At 47.2% G+C, this 20,690-nt stretch carries 15 protein-coding genes and 2 tRNA genes; 9 read left to right on the top strand and 8 right to left on the bottom strand.

The genetic code is table 11. From position 1 onward, the window contains the following. The first annotated feature begins 10 nt into the window (after nucleotides 1-10). Nucleotides 11-1,435 carry a sigma-54-dependent transcriptional regulator gene (locus ELAC_RS02185; protein WP_239414319.1) on the top strand — a complete coding sequence of 475 codons (1,425 nt, stop codon included), beginning with the start codon at nucleotides 11-13 and terminating at the stop codon, nucleotides 1,433-1,435. A 164-nt stretch (nucleotides 1,436-1,599) separates the two neighbouring features. Beyond that, nucleotides 1,600-2,049, top strand: coding sequence for a hypothetical protein (locus ELAC_RS02180; RefSeq protein WP_098037639.1), 450 nt, complete (start codon nucleotides 1,600-1,602; stop codon nucleotides 2,047-2,049). Between the two features lie 138 nt (nucleotides 2,050-2,187). On the opposite strand, the gene ELAC_RS02175 is transcribed toward ELAC_RS02180, so the two are convergent. The 5 genes from ELAC_RS02175 to ELAC_RS02155 form a co-directional block, all read right to left on the bottom strand. Beyond that, the gene (locus ELAC_RS02175; RefSeq protein ID WP_098037638.1) at nucleotides 2,188-2,769 is read right to left on the bottom strand and encodes a toxin-antitoxin system YwqK family antitoxin; all 582 of its coding nucleotides are present in this window, start codon (nucleotides 2,767-2,769) and stop codon (nucleotides 2,188-2,190) included. 15 nt (nucleotides 2,770-2,784) lie between these two features. Further along, nucleotides 2,785-4,680, bottom strand: a complete 1,896-nt coding sequence (locus tag ELAC_RS02170) for a motility associated factor glycosyltransferase family protein (protein ID WP_098037637.1) — start codon at nucleotides 4,678-4,680, stop codon at nucleotides 2,785-2,787. Nucleotides 4,681-4,828: 148 nt separating this feature from the next. Continuing rightward, complete coding sequence (locus ELAC_RS02165; RefSeq protein WP_098037636.1) at nucleotides 4,829-7,435, bottom strand: 6-hydroxymethylpterin diphosphokinase MptE-like protein; 2,607 nt, start codon at nucleotides 7,433-7,435, stop codon at nucleotides 4,829-4,831. 18 nt (nucleotides 7,436-7,453) lie between these two features. Then, complete coding sequence (locus ELAC_RS02160; RefSeq protein ID WP_098037635.1) at nucleotides 7,454-10,444, bottom strand: 6-hydroxymethylpterin diphosphokinase MptE-like protein; 2,991 nt, start codon at nucleotides 10,442-10,444, stop codon at nucleotides 7,454-7,456. A 49-nt stretch (nucleotides 10,445-10,493) separates the two neighbouring features. Further along, nucleotides 10,494-10,940, bottom strand: a complete 447-nt coding sequence (locus ELAC_RS02155) for a hypothetical protein (protein ID WP_098037634.1) — start codon at nucleotides 10,938-10,940, stop codon at nucleotides 10,494-10,496. Nucleotides 10,941-11,549: 609 nt separating this feature from the next. Here ELAC_RS02155 and ELAC_RS02150 point away from each other — a divergent pair. Both ELAC_RS02150 and ELAC_RS02145 read left to right on the top strand, forming a co-directional pair. Continuing rightward, nucleotides 11,550-13,118 (top strand): hypothetical protein, encoded by a 1,569-nt coding sequence (locus ELAC_RS02150; protein ID WP_098037633.1) that lies wholly within the window; start codon nucleotides 11,550-11,552, stop codon nucleotides 13,116-13,118. Continuing rightward, nucleotides 13,108-13,428, top strand: a complete 321-nt coding sequence (locus ELAC_RS02145) for a Rieske (2Fe-2S) protein (protein WP_098037632.1) — start codon at nucleotides 13,108-13,110, stop codon at nucleotides 13,426-13,428. Before ELAC_RS02150 ends, ELAC_RS02145 begins: the two co-directional genes overlap by 11 nt. Here ELAC_RS02145 and ELAC_RS02140 read toward each other — a convergent pair. From ELAC_RS02140 to ELAC_RS02130, 3 genes are all read right to left on the bottom strand, one after another. Further along, nucleotides 13,385-13,885 (bottom strand): type I restriction enzyme HsdR N-terminal domain-containing protein, encoded by a 501-nt coding sequence (locus ELAC_RS02140; protein WP_143406414.1) that lies wholly within the window; start codon nucleotides 13,883-13,885, stop codon nucleotides 13,385-13,387. The genes ELAC_RS02145 and ELAC_RS02140 overlap by 44 nt on opposite strands. Continuing rightward, a complete protein-coding gene (gene hpf, locus ELAC_RS02135) occupies nucleotides 13,860-14,495 on the bottom strand; it encodes a ribosome hibernation-promoting factor, HPF/YfiA family (protein ID WP_098037630.1) in 636 nt (211 codons plus the stop codon). The genes ELAC_RS02140 and hpf overlap by 26 nt, the downstream gene beginning before the upstream one ends. Before the next feature lie 831 nt (nucleotides 14,496-15,326). Further along, nucleotides 15,327-15,400, bottom strand: a tRNA-Arg gene (locus ELAC_RS02130). Between the two features lie 361 nt (nucleotides 15,401-15,761). On the opposite strand from ELAC_RS02130, the gene recO reads away from it, so the two are divergent. The 5 genes from recO (at nucleotide 15,762) to yidD (ending at nucleotide 20,431) form a co-directional block, all read left to right on the top strand. Beyond that, nucleotides 15,762-16,445, top strand: a complete 684-nt coding sequence (gene recO, locus ELAC_RS02125) for a DNA repair protein RecO (protein ID WP_098037629.1) — start codon at nucleotides 15,762-15,764, stop codon at nucleotides 16,443-16,445. A 53-nt stretch (nucleotides 16,446-16,498) separates the two neighbouring features. After that, a tRNA-Leu gene (locus ELAC_RS02120) sits at nucleotides 16,499-16,581 on the top strand. A 124-nt stretch (nucleotides 16,582-16,705) separates the two neighbouring features. Beyond that, nucleotides 16,706-17,497 carry an RMD1 family protein gene (locus ELAC_RS02115; RefSeq protein WP_098037628.1) on the top strand — a complete coding sequence of 264 codons (792 nt, stop codon included), beginning with the start codon at nucleotides 16,706-16,708 and terminating at the stop codon, nucleotides 17,495-17,497. A gap of 311 nt (nucleotides 17,498-17,808) precedes the next feature. Next, nucleotides 17,809-19,845, top strand: a complete 2,037-nt coding sequence (locus ELAC_RS02110) for a TraB/GumN family protein (RefSeq protein WP_143406413.1) — start codon at nucleotides 17,809-17,811, stop codon at nucleotides 19,843-19,845. A gap of 349 nt (nucleotides 19,846-20,194) precedes the next feature. After that, the gene (gene yidD / locus ELAC_RS02105; protein ID WP_098037626.1) at nucleotides 20,195-20,431 is read left to right on the top strand and encodes a membrane protein insertion efficiency factor YidD; all 237 of its coding nucleotides are present in this window, start codon (nucleotides 20,195-20,197) and stop codon (nucleotides 20,429-20,431) included. Nucleotides 20,432-20,690: the final 259 nt, after the last annotated feature.

Genomic DNA, 20,690 nt, shown 5'->3' with positions numbered 1-20,690 from the left:
AGAAGCGAACATGCAACAGGTAAGTATGGCAATAGAACGCATTTTGGTTATTGACGACGAAGTTCTGCTCAGGAATTTTCTGGCCGAAACGCTGAGACGGAAAAATTATGATGTCCAGACAGCGGAATCCGGTGAAGCGGGCATCGCCAAATTCAAAGAGCAAGGCTTCGATTTAGTGATCACCGACATGAAAATGCCGGACATGACAGGCATCGACGTGCTGAAAACGATTAAAGCGCTGACGCCGCAGACAGTCGTAATCGTGATCACTGCCTATGGAAGCGTTGAAAACGCTGTGGAAGCGATGCGTCTTGGCGCATTTAACTACCTGATCAAGCCGTTTACCCCCGACACGATCGAGGCCTTGATCGAAAAGGCCAAAGAACATATCGGCCTCGTCGACGAAAACGAGTACCTCCGATCGGAGATGCGCGGCAAAAATTCTCCTGTGGTCAGGCAGCCTGTCTTCGAAAGCCCCTCCATGAAGAAAGTGGTGGAAGACATCTCGAAAGTTGCCAAAAGCAATGCCAACATCTTCATTACAGGTGAATCCGGAACAGGAAAGGAAGTGATCGCCGCTTTGATCCATCAGCAATCGACACGCTCGATGCACCCTTTCATCAAAGTTAACTGCGCAGCCATTCCTGAGACGCTGATCGAATCGGAGTTTTTTGGACATGAGAAGGGAGCTTTCACGGGAGCGCACCAGAAAAAAAGCGGCAGGTTTGAGCTGGCGCACACAGGAACGTTGCTCCTCGATGAAATCACTGAGGTGCCTCTCATACTACAGTCGAAACTTTTGAGGGTACTGCAAGAACAAGAGTTTGAAAGAGTCGGCGGGACCAAACCGATCAAGGTCGACGTCAGGGTGATTTCCACATCCAACCGCAACGTTAAAGAAGCCGTGGAGCATAAAATACTACGGGAAGATCTCTACTTCCGTCTGAACGTCATCCCTGTCCACCTCCCCCCGTTAAGGGAGAGGATTGAGGATATTATTCCTCTTGCCGGCTATTTCATCGACAAATTCTGCACGGAAAGCCACCTTCCCAAAAAGGAACTCACGGAAAGGGCGAAAAAACGGCTGCTCGAATACCTTTGGCCGGGAAACGTGCGGGAGTTGGCCAACGTGATTGAAAGAGCTGTCGTGATGGGCACTTCACAAACAATTGACCAAAGCTCGCTTTTCTTAGATGCTTCACTATCCTTAACCGACGGACGCGGAACTCACGAAAGCTCCGGCACCGACCTCTACACACTGCCGGTCGGCATCACCCTGAAAGAGCTCGAAAAGCGCCTTATCATCGAGACGCTCCATGCGCACAATCACAACAGAAAAAAGACCGCCGAAATTCTGGATATCAGCGTCAGGACTTTGCGCAACAAGATCAACGAATACCGTAAAGAAGGTCTTGAAATCGTCGGGGAAGACTAACACTCCAATCGGCTATACCTCATCCACCGGAGCGTTTCGCAAAAGCAATTCGACCGAATACGAAAGCGTCTCAAAATTTGGCATTGCGGGCAGTCTCTTGCCCGATTGAAGCCAAACGCACTTTTATGTTATAATGATTTTTTTAACTATAGGGGGATACGCATATGGTAAATCCTATCAGTTCATCAAATACAAGCCCCTTAGGGGAAGTTCCTCCCGAATCGGCAGCGCAACTGGAAGAAGTCAAGGTGCTGCTGGCAAATTTAGTACCACGATTCCTGGGTCTAGTGGGAGGAGAGGAAAACATCGCCAATTTACCTCCTAAGTGGCAAAGCTATTTACACCGCGGATTAGCTGTCGCCGCAACCATACAGGGGTTGACAAGCGCTGATCTACCGCAGTTGCCCTATAATTTTGTAGGGACCGCTAAACGCTATTTAGATACGCTACAATCCCACATAACACTGGGTGAAGACGTTAAAGAGAGAAATGGGTGGACTGATTTAGTCTCCCACCTCGGAGAAGCGCCCCTCGTGAAAGCGGTACCGAAATTACTCGATCACAGCTATTTTCTTGCTCTTGAGAAGGCAGAGGAAGTTTTGCATATCGGCTAAGAGCTTGTACTAACACTCAAATCGATATGCTTTACATTTTAAAATGCTTTTCCATAAATTTCAAAAGCCTGTACTAACACCGAAATCATATGATTTGAATTTAGTGCAGGCGCATACCGAAGACGTACTGACACCCTGTCAATCACTATCGCCGTTCAATACCATCCCCTTACTACACCTCAAAGCGCGGAACAGAGCGCCGTTAGGATGGAACAAATTCACCTTGCCCTCCAGCAAACCATGCTCATACTCCATCAACGTCTTTAATGTTCCATCGGGATACCAAAAAAACTGGGCTCCATGAGGCTCTCCCTCGACAAACTGCTCCAGAGAGCACTTTTCACCCTCCGTGTAAAAGGAGCGGCTTTTGCCGGTTTTCAACCCGTCGAAGAACCAACTTTCCACAAGTAAGCTCCCCTCCTGCAGAAAGAAGCGAAACGGCCCATGGGGCAGCCCTTCATGATAAAACGTCCGAATTTTCATCTCTCCTGAAGGATAGAGAAGACGCCACTCGCCATGAAAAACCCCCTCTTTTTCTAAGGCGACACGCCGGGACCCATCGGAGAAGTTGTAGATGGCCACACGGGTGCCGGGTTTAACCTCCTGCCCATTTTTGGGGTTGTCCGGCAGGCTTAAGACTTCGAGAGGAGAGCTAAGGTCTAAATTAAGTTCCTCATCGACGATTGTCACTCTTCCGTCTTTGAATTCATAGCGTTCCATGACTTCTTCCCCAGTTTATGCGCCCACGAGCGATTTTTTTCGCTCCTGCACGGCAAAATCGATGATTTGAATATTAACTTCGGCCACTTCTTTCAAAAATTGCAATCGCTTGATATTCAAGGTGCTTTTCAGAACAACCATCTTGCAAGGATCTTCACTGTCTGTCTTGATGCGGTGCAGCTCCTTATTCAATATGCGGCTATAGATATTGTTGAACAAGTCAAGCAGATACTCGTAGCCGGGCTCTTCAGAAAGCTCAAGTTCTGATAATGCTGCCAGACCCGACTGCAGAATTTGAGGAATCCGCTCCTCGTTCTCCACCTTCTTCTTAAGATCTTTTGAATCCTCGATCAGAACATCCAGATGGTCCCGGGAACGAATCAAACTCTCTTTGAAAAATTCCACTTCCTCAAACACCCTCTCCTGAGTTAACCCAGGCATCGCCGCTGACAAGATCTCGCCTCTAACCCAACTTTTTAAGTCGAAGCGCCGTTTCATATACCTTTCTTTGGCATCCTTCAAGGTCATGTTCCGAACGCCAGGCATCCCAAGACCGCCTTCTGTGCAGTTGACGATTTCAGTGCTGCGATGCTCTTTGGCAAAATCTCCAATCCAGTTAGATTCAGCGATCCATTTCCACAGTGTATAGATCGGCTCGCCGTAGATGTCCTTTTTAAGCATGGCGGTCGTGTCAAAATCATCTGTCTTCAGCACTTCTTCCTCGATCGCTGTTTCATCGACAACGCCCTTGGCATAGGCAAGCATTCCCGTATAGGCTAAATCGACGCCGGTTAAGATAATCGGGTTGCACCCCATGCGGATTGCAAGTTCGATGCCGAAATTCACCACGTTGTGTCCCTCGTCGATCCACTCGCCCTGAAGACCAAAGCGCTCATCAAACCAGTCGGCGATGTCATAACCGCCCGCTCCATAAATATAGAGACGGGGCCCATGGACAAGCTTGAAAGCCTCATGATGCATCCTGTTTCTGTAAAAAAGGGGAACTTCATAAGCTTTATTGGTACTTAGACGAAACTGCTGGGTAGGGTTCGGGTCGATGCCGATACCGAAATGCGGCAAGATGCCCCGGGAGCTTAAGGCGTTCATGGCCGACCCTCCGCCAAAAACCAAAGCGCGATCCAGAAGATTTCTGAGTTCCTCAACGTTTTTATCAAGCGACGGTCCCGCTCCGCAGATAATTGCCGGTATGCCATGAAACTTGCCAAACAGCTCATCGCCCTTCCATGACTCCGACACAAGTAACAGATTTTGGTAGTAGTTTCTAAAAAAGCTGATGCCGTGCTTTAAATACTCTTCGACAAGCCCATTGCGGATCGACGCATCGTAAACGATCTTTTGCTTGAGCTCGACAAACTGATCGCGCCTCTCATTTGCGTAATACTGAAGAGCTGAGACACTCATCTGCGTCATGACGAAGTCCCAATACAGAGGGTCGAACGCCTCGTCAGCGTCGGCAAGGTTCTGGAAGTAAATCACACGCACCTGGTCGTCTTTAAGAATCTTCTGCACCTCAGAAGTAGAAAACGCCATCTTGAGCACGGAAAGATCATCTTCCATGAACACAATCGCCCGCTCGGGATCTTCTTTAAGCCAGTCATGGAGGGCTTCATAATAGTATCCCAGTCCAATTCCGTAGATATAGACCACTGTTTCATTGGTGAGTTTGAGCGAATATGCCCACTCGAGCGCCTCATTCAGCGGCGATTTTTGATTATGAAAGTAAGACTCCCCTTCCTTTGTCTTCCGCATCAGATTAAGGGAGCCATCTTCCGCAAAGACAAACTGAAGTCGGCTGTCTTCGACGCCATGCAGGAGTATGGCTTCTTTCGGAAAACTCTGCATCCAGATCTCTATACTTTCCTGAAGGCGCTCTAAATTTATACTCTGCATCTTTCCTCACATTGACAGGCTCTTTAGGGCTTCGACTTCTCCAAAAAAAAACTCCAAACAGGGTAGGGAGGCTTTTCTTTACCAAGACCAAACTTTAAGAGACTTTCGGTATATCCCAATTCAGCAAACAAATCATACAATTACAGTTTTAGAAAAAATGCCGCTCCCTTTCACCTCCGAAAGCGTAATGAAGCCTCTCCATCTCATTCAGATAATTTTCAATGGCATCCTGAGCGGCAAGGGGCATAGCGACCTCCTCGCTCGGGGTTAGCTCTCCTTCTTTGAGCAACTGACCGTTTTCGCTGAATTCCTCAATCAAAATACGTTTTCCGAAGTCATCAAAAACGGTTCTTCGCAGAAGCTTGTCATGACGGTAGTACTCGAGCGCCTCTCCACAGGGTTTACCGTCTTTGTACGTGGCGGAGAAGAGAAGGTCGCCTCTTGCGCTCCAAAACCGTTCAGTGCCAGACAGCTTGCCTTCCTTAAACTGTAAAAATCTGTTTAAACGACCTCTTGGATAGTAGATAATCACATCTCCATCCAGCTTGCCTTCTTTGTAAAACATCTCAGCTCTCTTGGAGCCATCGTCGAAAAAATAGCTCTGCTCGCCTTCAAGTCTTCCGTTCACAAAATTCCTTTTGGCAAAGAGTCGTCCTGATCTGTAAAAAAACTCCTGCGCTCCTTCGAGATTGCCTCTGGAATACCAAGAGGAGGAAAGCAACTGCCGCTTCTCGCTAAAAAAACAGCTTCTACCCTCGAGAAACCCCTCTTTTTCCTGGGAATACTCAAACACGGCGGGAGTAATCTCTTTTAACGAGCCACTCTCCTCTGAAAAAATGACAGGCCGGGCGTCAGACTCAATGGCAGAGCTGGTTTCCGTGTTTTCAGACAACGCCTCTTCAATTCCCTGCAAATGCTCCCTGGCCACATTTTCCCAGAATGCAAACAGGGCTTCGGCAAAATCTTCGGCGGCCTGCCGAATGAAATCAGTGTCTTGTTTTGCCTGAGCTTTCTGTAAATTCACTTTTTTGAAGAAGACGGCACCGTTCATCAACTCTTCGTGGCTTTCAAGGAAGGTCTCGAAAAAAGGATTGGATTTGAATTTCGTTACAAACCCCGACTGCATCGCTTCACCAAATCTCCGAGATTCAAGGCCGTCGCTTAATGTTTCTTTAAAAAAAACTCTTTCCGTTTGGATCGCTTCAAGAAATTCCTCAACGAACCTTTTCCACTCGAGGACGGCTTGCAGGGGCATCATCGTACTTGAACCTCTGATGGCACCAGACTCAATCAAAGCATGCAGCCTTCCCTCGATGTCATATTCTTTGCTTCTCGTTTTCAAAAATTCACCGAGGGATACATTCGCCACCTGTTCGATCAGTAAACCACCCCGTGTAGCATTGTACAGAGTCACTTCAGGATGATTGCTTTTGAAATGGGATATGAGCTTCCCTTCCACCAGCCAGTCGATTTTCGTGATGACTTCCTGTCCTTCGTACCCCTTGTCGATCAAGGGTGTTTTGCTTTTAATCAAAAGCTCATCTTGCACTGCTTTGCTGCCGTGAGAGATGGGCCGAAGCACTTCCGGATATCTTTTGTTATCGGTATAGGCAAGATCAAGCCCCGAGAGGATGATTGGGTTACAGCCCATCGCATGCGCGATCGCGATAGCAAACGTCGTGCTGCTAATGCCAGCTTCCAGTTCGAGAGACTGCCTGATGCCGATAGCGTCTTCAAACCAGCGTGTGGAAAAGGGGCTTGTGCAATGATTGAGGTATACTTTTTCTCCAGTCGCAAACCGGGAAGCGTCAGCAGAAAAGCGCGCTTTGTGAAAGCAGGGAACCATATAAGAGTTGTTCATCCGGATTCTGCTCTCTTGCGAGGATGTCGGGTCGATGCCGACAAAGAAATGAGGCAAAATCCCGTGTGAGTTGAGTACGTTAGTGCCTGTTCCGGAACCGATCAGAAGACACCTTTTCTTGGCCTCATCAAACAAATGAATATCGTTGACAACCGAAGGGCCTGCGCCGGTGATGATGGCCGGAACGTCTTTGAATCCTCCGATCAGCGCCTCGAAAGAGGATTCGTTTTCAAGTTTTAAGATATTGCTGATGATATTCCTGGTAATATCTTTCAGATAGGTGAGTTTGTCCGAACAGACGTTCCGGTGCCAGCTTGTGCTAATATAGATCTGAGATTTAATACCAAGTAAAAGACTTTCCCTGACCTCGGAATAGGACTTCAGCGAGCTTAAGATAATCGACTTATCGTGCAGCGCCGAAAACAAAAGATAGCAACGAGGATCAAGGGATATGACAACTTTGAAATTTTCAATGGAAAACGTCTGGATGACGACCTGGTTATCTTTTAGGATCTCTAGCCCTTTCGGAGTGTTAAAGAGCATATTCAGGGCCGAGTAATCGCTCTCTAAAAAGACAACGAACCGTGTAGGATCTTTGTGCAGCCAACCCTTTATTTCATCATAATAATAGCCGAGGCCAATTCCATAGATGTAAATTAAATCTACATCCTCGGTCTTGATATTTTGCACCCATCTCTTCGCTTCCTTGCGTGCACCATCTTGGGAATGAAAAAAAAAGTCCTTGCCCCTGTGCCTTCTCGCAAGGTTATCCTCTCCTAGATGGGTGGGGTAAATTTCGTAATCGGTTACCTCGGCGTCCCGGATTCTTTTTGCCGCCTCTTCATCATATGCTGCATAGAGCTTCAGACACTCCAGTAAAACTTCTTGCCCCATGAAGACATCCTAAATACGCTACTTACCCAATTTTTTCTTCTGGTGAGCAGCAAATGCCTTTAATACGTTCTCAACACTCAACCTGATCGCGGCGACTCCGGCCTGAACAGTTTCTTGAAGGATAGTGACCTGCGCCATGAGCAGCTTCTTTGCCGCCGGTGTTTTCCAGATCGGTTCTTTGCCGGATTGAGCATCCTGCGCTGTCTCATCGACTAATACCTGTCCGAGTTTGATCAACTGCTTGAGCTCCTCGCCAATCTGCACGATCCCTTCGTTTAGCAGCTTCATCAGTTCCTGATTCTCACGTAAAAATTCGCTCTCCTTCTTAAGCTCGAGCAAAACCTGCTTCAAATGGTGGAACACCTCCGACAGCGATTTTGTCAGTCTCTCCGTCTGCAGTGTGACCGAGTCGAAATAATCCCTGACGACTTTTGTCTCCTGTCTGACAAACTTTCCTTTGGAATCAATGGCAAAAATAGTATCGACTTCTCCGGGAGCTTTATAGATCACTTCTTTTTGTAAAACGCCGGAGGCCGAGTAGTAGCTTGCCTTGCCGACGGGTTTTCCCCCTTTGAAGGTCGCTTCAATAATTTTCTCCCCTTTGTCAGCATAAAGAGCTTCCTCTCCATTCCTGACACCTTCTTCAAACTCAATACTTCTTTTCAGGACGCCGCTCGGATAAAAAAGTTCGATTTTTCCGTCCAGGAGCCCCTCTTTGTAAGGTAGCTTGGCCCTGAGGGTGCCGTTAGGATAATAGTATTGGTGTAGCTGAATGGGCTTGCCCTCTTTGTATCCCCCCGCTGAAGCGAGATTGCCATTCTTAAAAAATGTCAATTCCCGCCCCCATTTTTTTCCATCCACATACCAGCTTTCGGCAGCTACAAAACCGCTCTCATCCACAAAGCGAGAAGGCCCATGGAGATGACCATCTTTGGTGTAGTGCTCCCATGTCCAGCCACCGAGGGGAAGCCCTTCCATGGATTTTACCAAAGAGCTGCTCCCCTTGCCTGAAAATTCGATTCCGAGGCAGGGATCGTTCAATGAATAGACCTCTTCGGTAAAAACATACTCTTTTCCCTTGGGAAAACAGTCCGCTTCATTTATGGATCGACTCTTGATGGCTTTCTCTTCATGAACGACCTTTTCGATATGGGCGATCGTTCCCTTCAGATAGTTGAGGTTGATTGAAGCAGCTTTTCCAAGTAAATCATAGCGGGCCGCCTGAAGGCTCGTTTTCCTCTTGAAAACCTCTTTCGACTCAAGGGATTCCTGATGGATTTCCAGCGACTGCATTTCCTTTTCAATCATTTTGACATAGTGTTCATCGAACTTAGAGAGGAAAGTGGTATACGCCTCCTCTTTCTCGAGGGCCGCTAGCGATTCGATGATTTTGGGATTGAAAAGCTTCATTTCGCCGCCTGCTTCCGCCTCTTCAGAAAGCTGGTGGAACTCTTTCTCGAGATTAGCTACCAGGGCAGAAGTTCTTTTCAGTGACTGTTCCACTTCCACCAAATGCTTTAAGATCGACTCCGTCGTTACGCCCTCCGGCATACCGGCATCAAGCGAAAGTGCCTGAATCATGCCGCTGAAATCGTGCTCTTTCATCAGGTAGGCCTCTTCCACTTCTTTCAAAGTCATGTTGGGCACGCCTGGAAACCCAATACCTCCCTCCGTCGCATTGATGACAACCGATTGGGGATGGCTGACCAAGAATTTCGAATACCAGACAGCTTCCAGCATCCACTTCCAGAGCGTCAAAACCGGTTTCCCATGAATATCAACTCGGGGAATCAGCTCTTCCCGTTCGTTTTTTGTCACAAAGTTCATCACCCCTTCAGCGACGGGGTGCACGCTCTGGATCGCAGCATACGATTTTCCTTCCGAATAGGCCAAATCGACTCCGACCGTAATGATGGGGCTGCAGCCTAGCGCTTCGGCCATATCCAGGCTGGCATTCACGACGTTGTATCCGCCTTCGATAGGAAACGCCTTGATCCCCAATTTCTTCTCGATCCAGTACGACACGGGGTAGGTTTTGGTGACGTTCTGATAGTAGAGGTCGCCATGGAGCATATTCAGCGCCGTTGAATTCATACGCATGTGGTAGAAGTAGGGCACCATGAAAGCTTCGTTTGTCAAGATCCTGAGAGAGTGGTCAGGATTGGGGTCTACGCCGAACCCGAAATGCGGATTGATGCCCGCGGCATTCAGCGCGTTCACGGAGGTGCCTCCGGCTATGATGAGTGCTTTATCTTTAAGCCTTTTTACAACATCAATATTTTTTTCCAGCGAAGGTCCAGCACCGCAAATGATGGCAGGTATCCCCTGAAAGCGTTTAAAAAGCCTGGAGCCGATCAGGGAGTTAGGAAGCTTCAGTAAGTTGACATAGAAGTTGCGGTAGAAGGGGGCTCCCATGGACTCATATTCTTCATGGATAAATTTTTTAAGGTTCAGCAGATATTCCAGTTTTGTGTTCAGGTCCAGCAGCTGATCGACCCTGTTCTTAAGGTAATACATCAAAGCCGTCGTCTGGTAAGGATTGGTGCTAAAGTGCGTCGCCATGGCATCGAGCCTTCGGCTATCGCCCTTCACTCCCTCCAGAAAAATGATGCGTACCTTCGGATTTCTTAAAATTTCCTTCGCACGGGCCGTTTGCAAAAAATGGTAGAGAACCTCGGCATCATCTTCCAAAAAGACCAGATAGTTATCACGGCTATCGGTTAGCCACCCTTTCAAAGGTTCATAGTAATATCCGAGACCGATGCCATAGACAAACAGAGTATTGATCTCTTTGAGCTTCAGTGTGGAGGCCCATCTCTCCGCTTCCTTCAGGGGCCCCTCCGGGCTGTGGAGGAACTGATTTTTCTCCTTGCCAAGAAGGTTTTCCGAACCGCTCGGATCAGAGCTCAAAACCCATTTTTGGGGTTCAACCCCTTCAACAACAGCCTGCAACGACTTGTCAAAGTTGTGGAGCATGCGGAGATTTTCTTGAAAAATTTCATTTCCCATATGATTGCTCTTTAGTGGTTCATTCGTGGCTTAAGGAGCTGGATACCTCTCAAAGAGGCTTCCACTTCTTTTTTGAGCCCAAGCGTTTGTATTTTTTGCGGTGCTCTTCTTTCGAAAGCAATTTTTCCTTTTTCTTGAGATATTGAGGGCTTCCCTCTTTGACAAACTCCTCGTCGCCAGTCATCTCTTTCTTCATACGAAGAACGTCTTCTTTTAACTTCATCGCTTTTTTAAGAGCATCCTGTTCATCTACCGGAACGTTCTCTGGAATCACCTCTAGGGCCTCTCTAAGTCTGCTTGTTGGCAACCCTATATCCTTCAACATCTGTTCCGTCTCTTGCTCAAAGACTTGTGCCTCACTTTCCAAATCAGCTAGCTGCTCATTGAGCAGTTCGACTTCCGCATTGGTCAGATCCTTCCCTTTGAGCTGACTGACTAGGTTTAAAATTTTCTCGATTTCATTCAGGGAATCGTCGATCGGGTGTTCACCTGCCATGGAATTTACCGCCTGAAGTTAGGTTTGATGAGTGCGTTTACTGAATATTTGCATGAAGCCAATGGCCCAAACGGCAAAAGGCCTCGAACCCGAATCTAAAGAATTTATTTCATTTTAGCCATAAGATTATCCTCGTCCCATTTATTCACGGGCTCTGGCTCGCAGGTTTTAAACACATACCGCAACCCTCTTAACATTTGGGCCTTCTCAAAGCCCAAATTTTGAGACACTTTGGGGATACAAATCTCTTTCCATCAACTCTTCAAAATACTATACCGAAAATGCCTCAAAATTTAATTTTTGGGCTTTCCGAAAGCCTCGGTATAGTTTTAAGAAAAGGGCCGCCTTCACCCTTTAGAGACTATCCACAAGCTCAAATCATACGATTTCTGTTTGTGGCCAGTCTCTTACCCTGCACACACTGGCCGAATTTGAATTCAGCCGATTGATATTTTGATAACAAGCCCGGTTACCCAGCCTGAAAAATTTGGCAGGTTGGACACCCGTGTTCTCTTTGATATGTTTTAGCCCTGGGGAAGCGACATGAAAGCACCCACAGGTAACACTTGTCAGCCAGAGCACTGACCAGGCAATTACATAAAGCGCTATATGAGAAGTTATTGGGATCATTTAAAAAGTCAGGAAAGCCAAAGACAGACCGGCGACAGCAACCATCCCCACTTTCGCGCCTCTGCTCTTTTCCCGGTGAAGAGAACAGAGCGGATGTCGACACGATTAATCTTTTTAGGATACTGGATTTTAAAAAGAAGCATTCTATCGATTGGCTCTGTCATTACACTGAGGGGGCAAAGTGGTAACATTCTTTTCCGGCGCGCCGAAGAGATCAACAAGCCCAAGTGCTACCGGATCGAATTGGATGATCTCCTCAACGATTGCAACGTCAGCTTACAAGAGGAGTTTACCGGCAGCCTCGAAATCGAATTTTTTTCCGGTAAACCGCTAATCTTTCCCTATCCAGCCGTCTCTGTCAACTACTACGGAAAAACATTCAGCAGCATCGTCCACACCGCCCAGAGAGTCTATAATGACTTTGAGGATTTGAAGCGCAACGAAACAAATATCGTTAGTGAATCGGGCATCGACCTAATCGATGACAAAGGGATCGAACCCTATTTCGCGATGGTTAACGGCCCCCTCCCGCTGGATGACACGCTTGAGCTTCTGCTGATCAATAAAGAGGGTGGCACCCTACCCTATAAAAGCTCTCTTAAGCTGAATCCTTATGAAACCAAGTTCTTCTATCCAAAAGAGCTGATGCCTCTAAAAGAGTTTTTAAAGGGCGGAACGGGAACGATGAAGATTAAAGCGCCTCTGCCCTGGGTATTTCCCCGCATGGTCGCAGGCAACATGGAGCAAGACCCTTTTGCCAAAACCCTGACCCATACCTACTACGACTCCAGCCACTCTTCCTCCCCCAAGGATTATTGGCTTCCCGAGGAAGAGGCGTGGCATCCGGCAGCCCTGATGCTTCCCATTTTAGTTGGCAATCAGTGGACAAACAGTATTTCCTTCTACCCGATCTACTCCCCTGCACCTTTCGAGATCGAGGCGCAACTGTTCGATAGCAACGGCGTTGCTGTCTTAGACAAGTCACTTTTTTTCCAGCATCGTAATGAGAGTTCTTTTGCCCGCGTCGATCTAGCTCCTTTAACGCGTGCGCTAGAAAACTCCAGCAGCCAAGTTTATGGCCTGCGCCTGACTGCACGACAATCCGGCGACAAGCCCATACCCGCCCGGGTTAAAGTGGCGCTCAATATCGGCAAGCGAGGAAAACTACCCTGCAATATCTGCACCAACTTGCAACCTTACGTACCGGCCTGGGAGACAAAAAAGCGCGCCTTCCGCTGGGCTCCCCTTCTTTTCGATCAGCAAGGAGCCAAAACAATCGTCATGCACTCCTCCCCTCTTAAGGATTTTCAAGAGAAAACAGTGCTCCACGCTACGTTCTACAGGGAAAAAGATGAAGCTGTTCTGATAAAGCAAATTGAGCTTGAGCCGCACAGCTTTCATATTTTTGACACTCAAGACGAAGAACTTAAAACCTTCTTTGAAGGCACCATTGGCTGGGCGACCTTTGAGTCAACCAACCCCTACCTCACGACATACAGTTTCGTTTTCCATCCTGCGGGAACCGTTGGAGGCGACCATGGATACTGAAGACAGAATTCGCCTGATTGAGGCATCAGCTGTCCCTGAAGGGGGGTCGCGCCTCGTGATCACCGACGAGGGGGATGAGATCGCGCTCTTTAAATTGAAAGGAGAGATATTCGCCCTGCAAAACGCCTGTCCCCATGAAGGAGGCCCTCTTTGCGAGGGAAGCATCAAAGGGGAAAAGGTCGCCTGTCCCTGGCATGAATGGGAGTTCGATATCAGAAGCGGCAGGTGTATTAATGTACCGGGCTGCGATGCCTTCAGCGTCGCAGTCAAAGTGATTGACGGAGTGATCTATCTGGATGAATCTTACTGAGATGCTCTATCATTACCGGATAGGGAAGAAGTCCTGAAGAGATCGGTGCCCACTGATTGCCGTTCCTCAAAAAAAGAGCGCTTCTTGCTTTAGATATCGCAGCGAAGTAGGGTGCTTTGAGAAAGTGGTTATACCCCAAAAGTTGCGCGAGAGCCTTTTCATCAAGATGAGTCGCTTTGCACTCCACGATGAGAAGCGGCTTAAGAGAACCTGCGAGCGGATCTTTAAAAAACGCCACCACGTCAAAGCGCCGCTTGAGTGCGGCAGGAGTGGCTCCACTGACAAGATTTGAGAGATCCTTCTCTAAAACGATCAGACTCTTCGGGAATGAAAGCCGGTGAATCATCTCGTATACAACCGATTGCCGCACAACTTCTTCCGGAGTGGCGGGGGACGGTTTGCCACGGATCTGGCAATGCAGAAAAGAGGGATTAGCTTTCAACTTCGATGATGCCAAGGGTTCCGTCTTTTCTTCTGTAGATTACCTTCAATTTCTGTTCCTCTTCGGAGCGGTAGATAAGAAAGGCATCGCCCGAGAGATCCATTTTCATGACAGCTTCGGAAGTCGTCAGGGTTTTTAGCGGCCTGGTCTCTTTGTCGACTATCCTGTGCGGGCCGTAGCTGTCGAGAAGAGCACGGTTATTTTCCGACTCTATCTCGTCGTTGATCTCGCGAATTTGCGAATCTTCGTTTTTGATGATGCTGACTTGCATTTCAATGGAAGCCACATCCTTGGCAGCATGTTCCTGTAGCCTTTTTTTGTATTTGATCAGCTGCTTTTCCAGTTTATCAGCAGCCTGGTCGATCGAGACATACATATCCGTTGTCGATGCCGAGCTCTTAATCTTCAAGTGGCCTACAGTCATGACAATATCCACGCGATGTTCAAGTTTTTGAATATCCATGCGGATGTTGACATCGATGATGCGGTTGGTAAATTTTTCAATTTTGAAGATCTTTTCCTGCGCGTAATCTTTCATCGCATCGGTGACAAGGACATGACGTCCTGTGACAGTGATGTTATATCCGGTATCTTGGAATTGCTCGGCTTTTGTTTTTCGGCTCATACACACCTCATTTTCTTATAGATCGATATACCAATTTAAGCTGTTCGGCAACAGATTAACGCTTCCTTCTGAGGTCGTCAACTGAAGTTTTGATTTGTCATCCGATTTTACACCGAAAGTTTCTTAAAATTTAGGATTTTTTGTTTTCCGGTGGTTTGCGGCAACCGCAGGCCGTAGCTTCCTCTGATTGAAAACACGGCGCCGGAGCCAAGCAAAGGCACTGAACACACCTCCTTTGTTACAATCTCTGATCCTAGAGTTGACTCGCCATACCGATGGTGTCTTAAAATTTAGGGTTCTCTGCTTTGCGAAAGCCTCGAATTGGGAGATTGTAGTTCAACTCATATTTCTAATATTAGATGGCTTACAATCTTGCAGTCAAGAGAGGTAACGCTTCGCCTAAAACCAAATTTCGAAACACTTTCGGCATCGATTCGCATAAAAGTCTGCTTAACAGGAGCGCCCGAGCAGGCGACTTTAAGAGCCTGTACTAAAACCCATTATATACCCAACGATCGATGATATAGAAGAGAAATTATGCACCCATGATAGAGAGCGCAATAGGGAAAGAAAAATTTCTTCCCATTGCACTCTCGAGGCTTATAAGCCAGTTGGCCATGAGAGCCTGTGCTAAAACTGAAATCGCATCATTTGTTTGCTGAATCCCCCTCTAAGCCCCGTAAAAATTTTCAGAATATTGGATTAATATGCTGAATTTATTTTCGAGGCTTAGAGGCTAATTCAGCAGCAAAGCATGCTGATTTGAGTTTCAGCATAGGCTCGTAGAAATGAAAAAGGGCGCTTTCCATACGAAAAGCGCCCTGATACTTTCGCACCGAAGAGGACTCGAACCTCTAACCAACCGGTTCGAAGCCGGTTACTCTATCCGATTGAGCTATCGGTGCAAAGAAGTGTCATTATCTTAGCTTCCGAGTCAATTTTCGGAAAGTGGAAAAGATGCACGGGGAAAAGAGCCTTTAAATCACCCTGACCTTGGGCTCAAAATCACCCATACTCAAAACATTCTGAAAATTAATCACTTAAAACCAGCCGCCTTATTGCGACTACTGCTTAAAAATGCTGCAGGACCCCCCAGAATATTTCGTTCTCTCAATACAAAACGCCCCCTTCTCGCCTTGGAGTGAATGGGCAGGGATCAAATTCTCAACAGGCAGATACTCCGCACTATTTTAGCTTTTTAAGCTTCTTTCTCTACCGGTCGGTTTGGTATAGTAATTCTACTCTAAAACTTAAGCGGGTGACCTCTTGAAAAAAGGAATCTATTTAAAAGAGACAGGAGTGATCCTCTCTACTTTGCCCTATGGCGATTCAGGATCTATAGTCAAAGTCTTCACTGCCGAAAGCGGACTTATGTCCTACTTTGCAAAAAACGGCCCCTCAGCCAAAGGAAAATTAAGTCCTTTCGAACCCTTCACCCTGGGCGAAATCTCCTACGAAGAGGGCAATGGCAGTCTGGCGCTTTTGCGGGAGTTCAAAGTTTCAAATTACCACCTCCCCATCCGAGAGAGCCTTGAGCGCATTGAGGCGGCAGCTCTCATGGCCGATGCTCTGGATAAGACCCAGGGCCCAGGACTTGAGGCGCCCGATCTCTTTACCCTTTTCTGCCTTTACCTGAAATGGCTCCCGCAGGCGAAAAATCCCTTCACCCTTGCGGCCAGCTTCTACCTAAAGACCATGAAGCATGAAGGCGTCTTACACATTACGCCCGACTGCACAGGCTGCGGCAACCCGCTTGGCGAATGCCTCTTATGCGAAGGAACAGCTCTCTGCACAGACTGCGCCTTAGAAGGCACTGCCCTAGAACCGGAAGAGACGCAGCTCGTCCTTCTCCTAACCTTGGCACGGGAGTTCAAAGATATAAAACAGGAAGAGATATCGCCACGCCTGCTTCAGGCTCTGCGTCTATTCTTTGAAAATACGACCCAATAAAATTTCTGTTGCAGCGTAAGGATCATTTCTGCTAATCTTCTGCCATCCTTTAAGCGAAAGTGGCGGAACTGGTAGACGCACTACTTTGAGGGGGTAGCGGGGTTTCCCCGTGGGGGTTCGAGTCCCCCCTTTCGCAAGACACTCCCATTCAACCTTGATCTTTATTTCCTCTTAGAACATTCTTCAGTTTCAGCACGGCCAGCACCGGATGCAAGGGCATATACTCTGACCAACCCGGGCTGCACACCACCCTTAGGATTATGGAAGGATTTGCCATCTGCACATGCGCTTCGTTCAATATCAAAGCGCTCCACGAACACTTTCGCCCCCTCAATGAAACGACGCGGATACGCGATGTGGTTCACGTCAAGATCACCAACCACAAGGAAGAGGGCGACCTCTTTTTCTTCCCCTACGGCGCCTATGTATCGTGGGGACTTACAAAAGAATACCTGCTGGAATTCGCAAAAGAGATAAAAGCTTTTGAACACAGTAGCTTAGATAATAGCGAATCGGACGACTTCACCTTCGGCCTGGGAGAAAGAGCTCTCTTCCGCAACAACTTCATCACCCTACCTGACGAATCTACATTGACCAAGCTTGCGTTTTCCCACGGCCTTGCCCAGTCGGTAAAACTTAGCGGCTTTGAAACCACGATCCGCAACCTGTTCCAAAAGACGAGGCACCTTCCTGAGCACCTTGCCAAAGACGGCAAGATCCCCCTCTCGAGACGCGATATCCGAAGAAGGATGGGTACCCTATTTTTAGAACGCAGCTCCATCAACTTGCATGTGGACGTGCTCGATACCCCTGATTTTTTCTGGGAGCACTCACAGTATGAGGGCATCTACCAGATCACAGCCGTCGAGCTTGACTTGCAGCCCAGAGTGCGAGCCCTCAACCAACAGCTGGATGTAATCCACGAAATGTTTGAGATGCTCGGCAACGAACTCAACCACCAGCACTCCAGCAGGCTCGAGTGGGCAATTATCCTCCTGATTGTCTTCGAAGTGATTTTATCACTCTTCCACGACATCTTAAAAGTCATATGACGCTCACGCCACCCTGTGAGCACAAAGCAGATAGACAACACTGCTGGGATGCTTATACCTACGGCGTGCCAGTGTATGTTATGAGCGCTTAACATCATAATGACGCCTTGAATGCCTCCAGAGACCAAAATCACCATCATTTACAGGATTTGCGTCACTTTCAGACAGGGACATTGTAAGCTTTGTACGAAATTGCAACTCAAGAAACTCTATCCCTCAGATATCTACCCACCAAAGTTCTGCAAACCCCATCACACCTCACCCATTTTAAAAATCAAAAATATTGCTCAAAAAAGCAACAGTGATATAAAGTGCTCCCATTAATAAACAAACATAACACTATAATAATAATCAAAGGTTTAATGAACATTGAATCCGGCAAATCCACACCAGCAATTCATGCTGGATCTCTATGGCAGATCAATCCCCAGGTGAACCTCTATTTTTTCAGTGAAATGGGCTCCGCGTCTCCCTTTTCCAACCCTAAATTCGCCTCAACCTTCAATGTAGCCAAAAGGATCATCCTATTTACCTCCCCCATTCTCAGTCACCTAGCCCTACCCTTAGATGATAAGATCAAGTTTTTTGCATCGAAAATAGACCTGAGTGAAGAGGAGCTGACCAAACTACTGCAAACCATGCCCAGAGCCCTCGGAGAAATAACAAGTCGATCTATTTTAGAGGCCGCCGAGCTAGATAAATTTGAATCTGCCAGCGAAAAAGCTCTGGCCCTTGTTACAACAGCCATTAGACTGCTATTGCCTACCGTTTCTGCCAGCGAGCACATTAAAGAGAGGATTGATCACAAAAACCAAACGCTTTCGTACTTATTCAATGAAGAAGAATTAACCCTCAGCAGCAAGCACCAAGATTTCCTCGCGGAACTTTCTAGCTTTGCACTCTTAGCACTGTGTAAAAATGAAGCATCCTTAGAGTTTATAAAAAACATTTTAAACACTTTGAGAGCAGCTTCAGCCCTTGGCCTCACTCCCTCAGACCTATCACAAACAGTAAATACTCCTCCCAATCTGGTTGAATCACTTGAGCCATACGCTAAAAAAATTTGGGGAGAGGAGTGGCAAGATACCCTTACCAGATACAATAAAACCATGATGGGCATGCAGGAAGACGTCCTAGAGCGATTGACAGAACGAATTGAAGGAGTTATCGCACAAGGAGAAAGAAGCCTGCTAATGATTCCTGAATTCGACCCGCAATCTGTCTTGCTGAAACTCAAAGAAAAAAATATTGAAATGGTGGGACCCATTAGAGAATCGATCAAGCCGAGAGGTTACCTATTCCAAATCGAAAAAGCAGGCCAGGTCGTAGGCCACTTTTTAGGTTCATACCACTTGACGCCGAACTGGATTCTAGAATCATTTAACTCCAAAATAGAAGATGCCTTCTTGAAATCCGATGTTCTCGCCGTTGAAATCGATGTGACAAAGCAGGAGCATAAAGAGGCGCTTGAGCTAGCGACGCTGAAACGATGGGAAAAGAACCCATTCTTTGAAAGTAGAGAGGAAAGGCAGGAATTTCTTTCTTTCCTAGGAGAACGAGGAATTCAGATAGTAGATGAAAAAATCCCGGATAGACTACTTCATCACAAGCTCGCAGAAATCATAGGGTCTAAAGAAGGAATAGAGAGCGGAATAGACCTCAAGTTTATCGAGAGGGCTAAAATGCGAGAAATGGAAATCATCGACCTCGAATCGATGGATATGCATCTGCAGCAGATCCAACTACTCGAGCAGGAAGAGACTAAATTTAACGAAGCGACACGATTAGAGATACAATTATCTCGTTCCGCACAAAATATTCACGCGCACAGAGTGACCAACTTACGCGAATGGGCAAAAACATTAATCGAATCCCAAGTAAGCGCTGATGTCATAAATTTCTTAATGCCGCAAGAAGCATTTGCGAAAGCCGGGTTGCAATGGCCGCCCTCGCAAATCACAGAGAGTACAATCAAAATTGCTCTTGATTATTTCGATTCAGAGATAAATCAAGAAATGCGCAGGCAACGAAATTTAAAATTTGAAAGTTTATTAAAAAAATTGAGGGATTCTATCCATTCTATCAAGACCGGTGTCGCTTTGAACTGGGAACTAGGTTTTATTGGACTGCTTGAGGCAGAGCTTAAAAACACAAGCCAGGAAATTAAAGAGTGCACCAACACCCGCAACATGGAAATGGCATTAACTGTCAGCCGACTCGTGCGGAGTGGAAAAAAACCATTTGCTATAGCCGGCGCCCTTCATTTTGCCGGTGAAGGCAGCGTGATAAAAAACATGGAGCGTATGGGTTATAAAATCACTCAAATCATCTGCGAAGAACCGCGTTAACACTGTGTGGAAGAAATTCCCGGCCAGCTAGCCCACTCTCTCTTAGTGCACCCCTCAAAATTGAGCGGAGTGGGCAGCAATTATCCATTACACACCCAATTGACCGAAACTCTTTTCGCCCGCTGAGCCAAAGGGAGGTATACCGAAAGTGCCTCAAAATACAGGGTTGTGGCTTTGAGATATTTTCGGTCTAGATCGCGAAGACTCCTTTTAAGAATAGAGTTATCCCAACGCGCCCCCTCAGCATCGGCCCGCAAGAGCGCGCTAATCGAACGATAAAGACTATCTCGATTTTTGAGGCGTTCGGTATAATTTTAATATAACAGGTAGCTAGCCCGCAAGGCACCACATGTGCAAGAAACTGCTCATCCTTTTCATCCGTTTCTACCAGCTTGGCATCAGTCCTCTTTTGCCTAAAAGCTGCCGCTTCTACCCCAGTTGCTCATGCTACGCTGAAGAAGCACTGCAAAAACACGGCATTTTCAAAGGGCTTAAGCTGGCAACCCTCAGGGTGATTAAGTGCGGCCCCTGGCACCCTGGCGGCTACGACCCCGTCCCTGACGAAAAAGAGAACCCGCGCTGCTGAACAACTTAAATCGGTTATCACAGGCGCCCGGCACTATTTAATGTCAATTTCACGAACCCGAGCGGCCTAACTCTCCATTAAGCTGCCTAAGAGACTCTCAGAAATATGAAGTAAGTTGCCGGCTTTCCACTGCGAGGTCTTCAAAGAGCGAAAGCCTCAAATTTTAAGACACTTCCGGTGCACTAAACAACAAGCTCCAGCCGCCTGGCAATTAAAGCTCGGCCACAGAACCTTCAGACAAAAAAACAAACTGCTTGCT

Source organism: Estrella lausannensis (assembly GCF_900000175.1).
Lineage (GTDB): Bacteria > Chlamydiota > Chlamydiia > Chlamydiales > Criblamydiaceae > Estrella > Estrella lausannensis.
The sequence above is the reverse complement of the archived record's forward strand: the minus strand, read 5'-3'. Positions and strand labels throughout refer to the sequence as shown.

Coding starts and splice junctions, on each gene's coding strand:
- ELAC_RS02185 (WP_239414319.1), top strand. CDS start 11: ATGCAACAGGTAAGTATGGCAATAGAACGCATTTTGGTTATTGACGAC.
- ELAC_RS02180 (WP_098037639.1), top strand. CDS start 1,600: ATGGTAAATCCTATCAGTTCATCAAATACAAGCCCCTTAGGGGAAGTT.
- ELAC_RS02175 (WP_098037638.1), bottom strand. CDS start 2,769: ATGGAACGCTATGAATTCAAAGACGGAAGAGTGACAATCGTCGATGAG.
- ELAC_RS02170 (WP_098037637.1), bottom strand. CDS start 4,680: ATGCAGAGTATAAATTTAGAGCGCCTTCAGGAAAGTATAGAGATCTGG.
- ELAC_RS02165 (WP_098037636.1), bottom strand. CDS start 7,435: ATGGGGCAAGAAGTTTTACTGGAGTGTCTGAAGCTCTATGCAGCATAT.
- ELAC_RS02160 (WP_098037635.1), bottom strand. CDS start 10,444: ATGGGAAATGAAATTTTTCAAGAAAATCTCCGCATGCTCCACAACTTT.
- ELAC_RS02155 (WP_098037634.1), bottom strand. CDS start 10,940: ATGGCAGGTGAACACCCGATCGACGATTCCCTGAATGAAATCGAGAAA.
- ELAC_RS02150 (WP_098037633.1), top strand. CDS start 11,550: ATGAGAAGTTATTGGGATCATTTAAAAAGTCAGGAAAGCCAAAGACAG.
- ELAC_RS02145 (WP_098037632.1), top strand. CDS start 13,108: ATGGATACTGAAGACAGAATTCGCCTGATTGAGGCATCAGCTGTCCCT.
- hpf (WP_098037630.1), bottom strand. CDS start 14,495: ATGAGCCGAAAAACAAAAGCCGAGCAATTCCAAGATACCGGATATAAC.
- ELAC_RS02115 (WP_098037628.1), top strand. CDS start 16,706: ATGGAAGGATTTGCCATCTGCACATGCGCTTCGTTCAATATCAAAGCG.
- yidD (WP_098037626.1), top strand. CDS start 20,195: ATGTGCAAGAAACTGCTCATCCTTTTCATCCGTTTCTACCAGCTTGGC.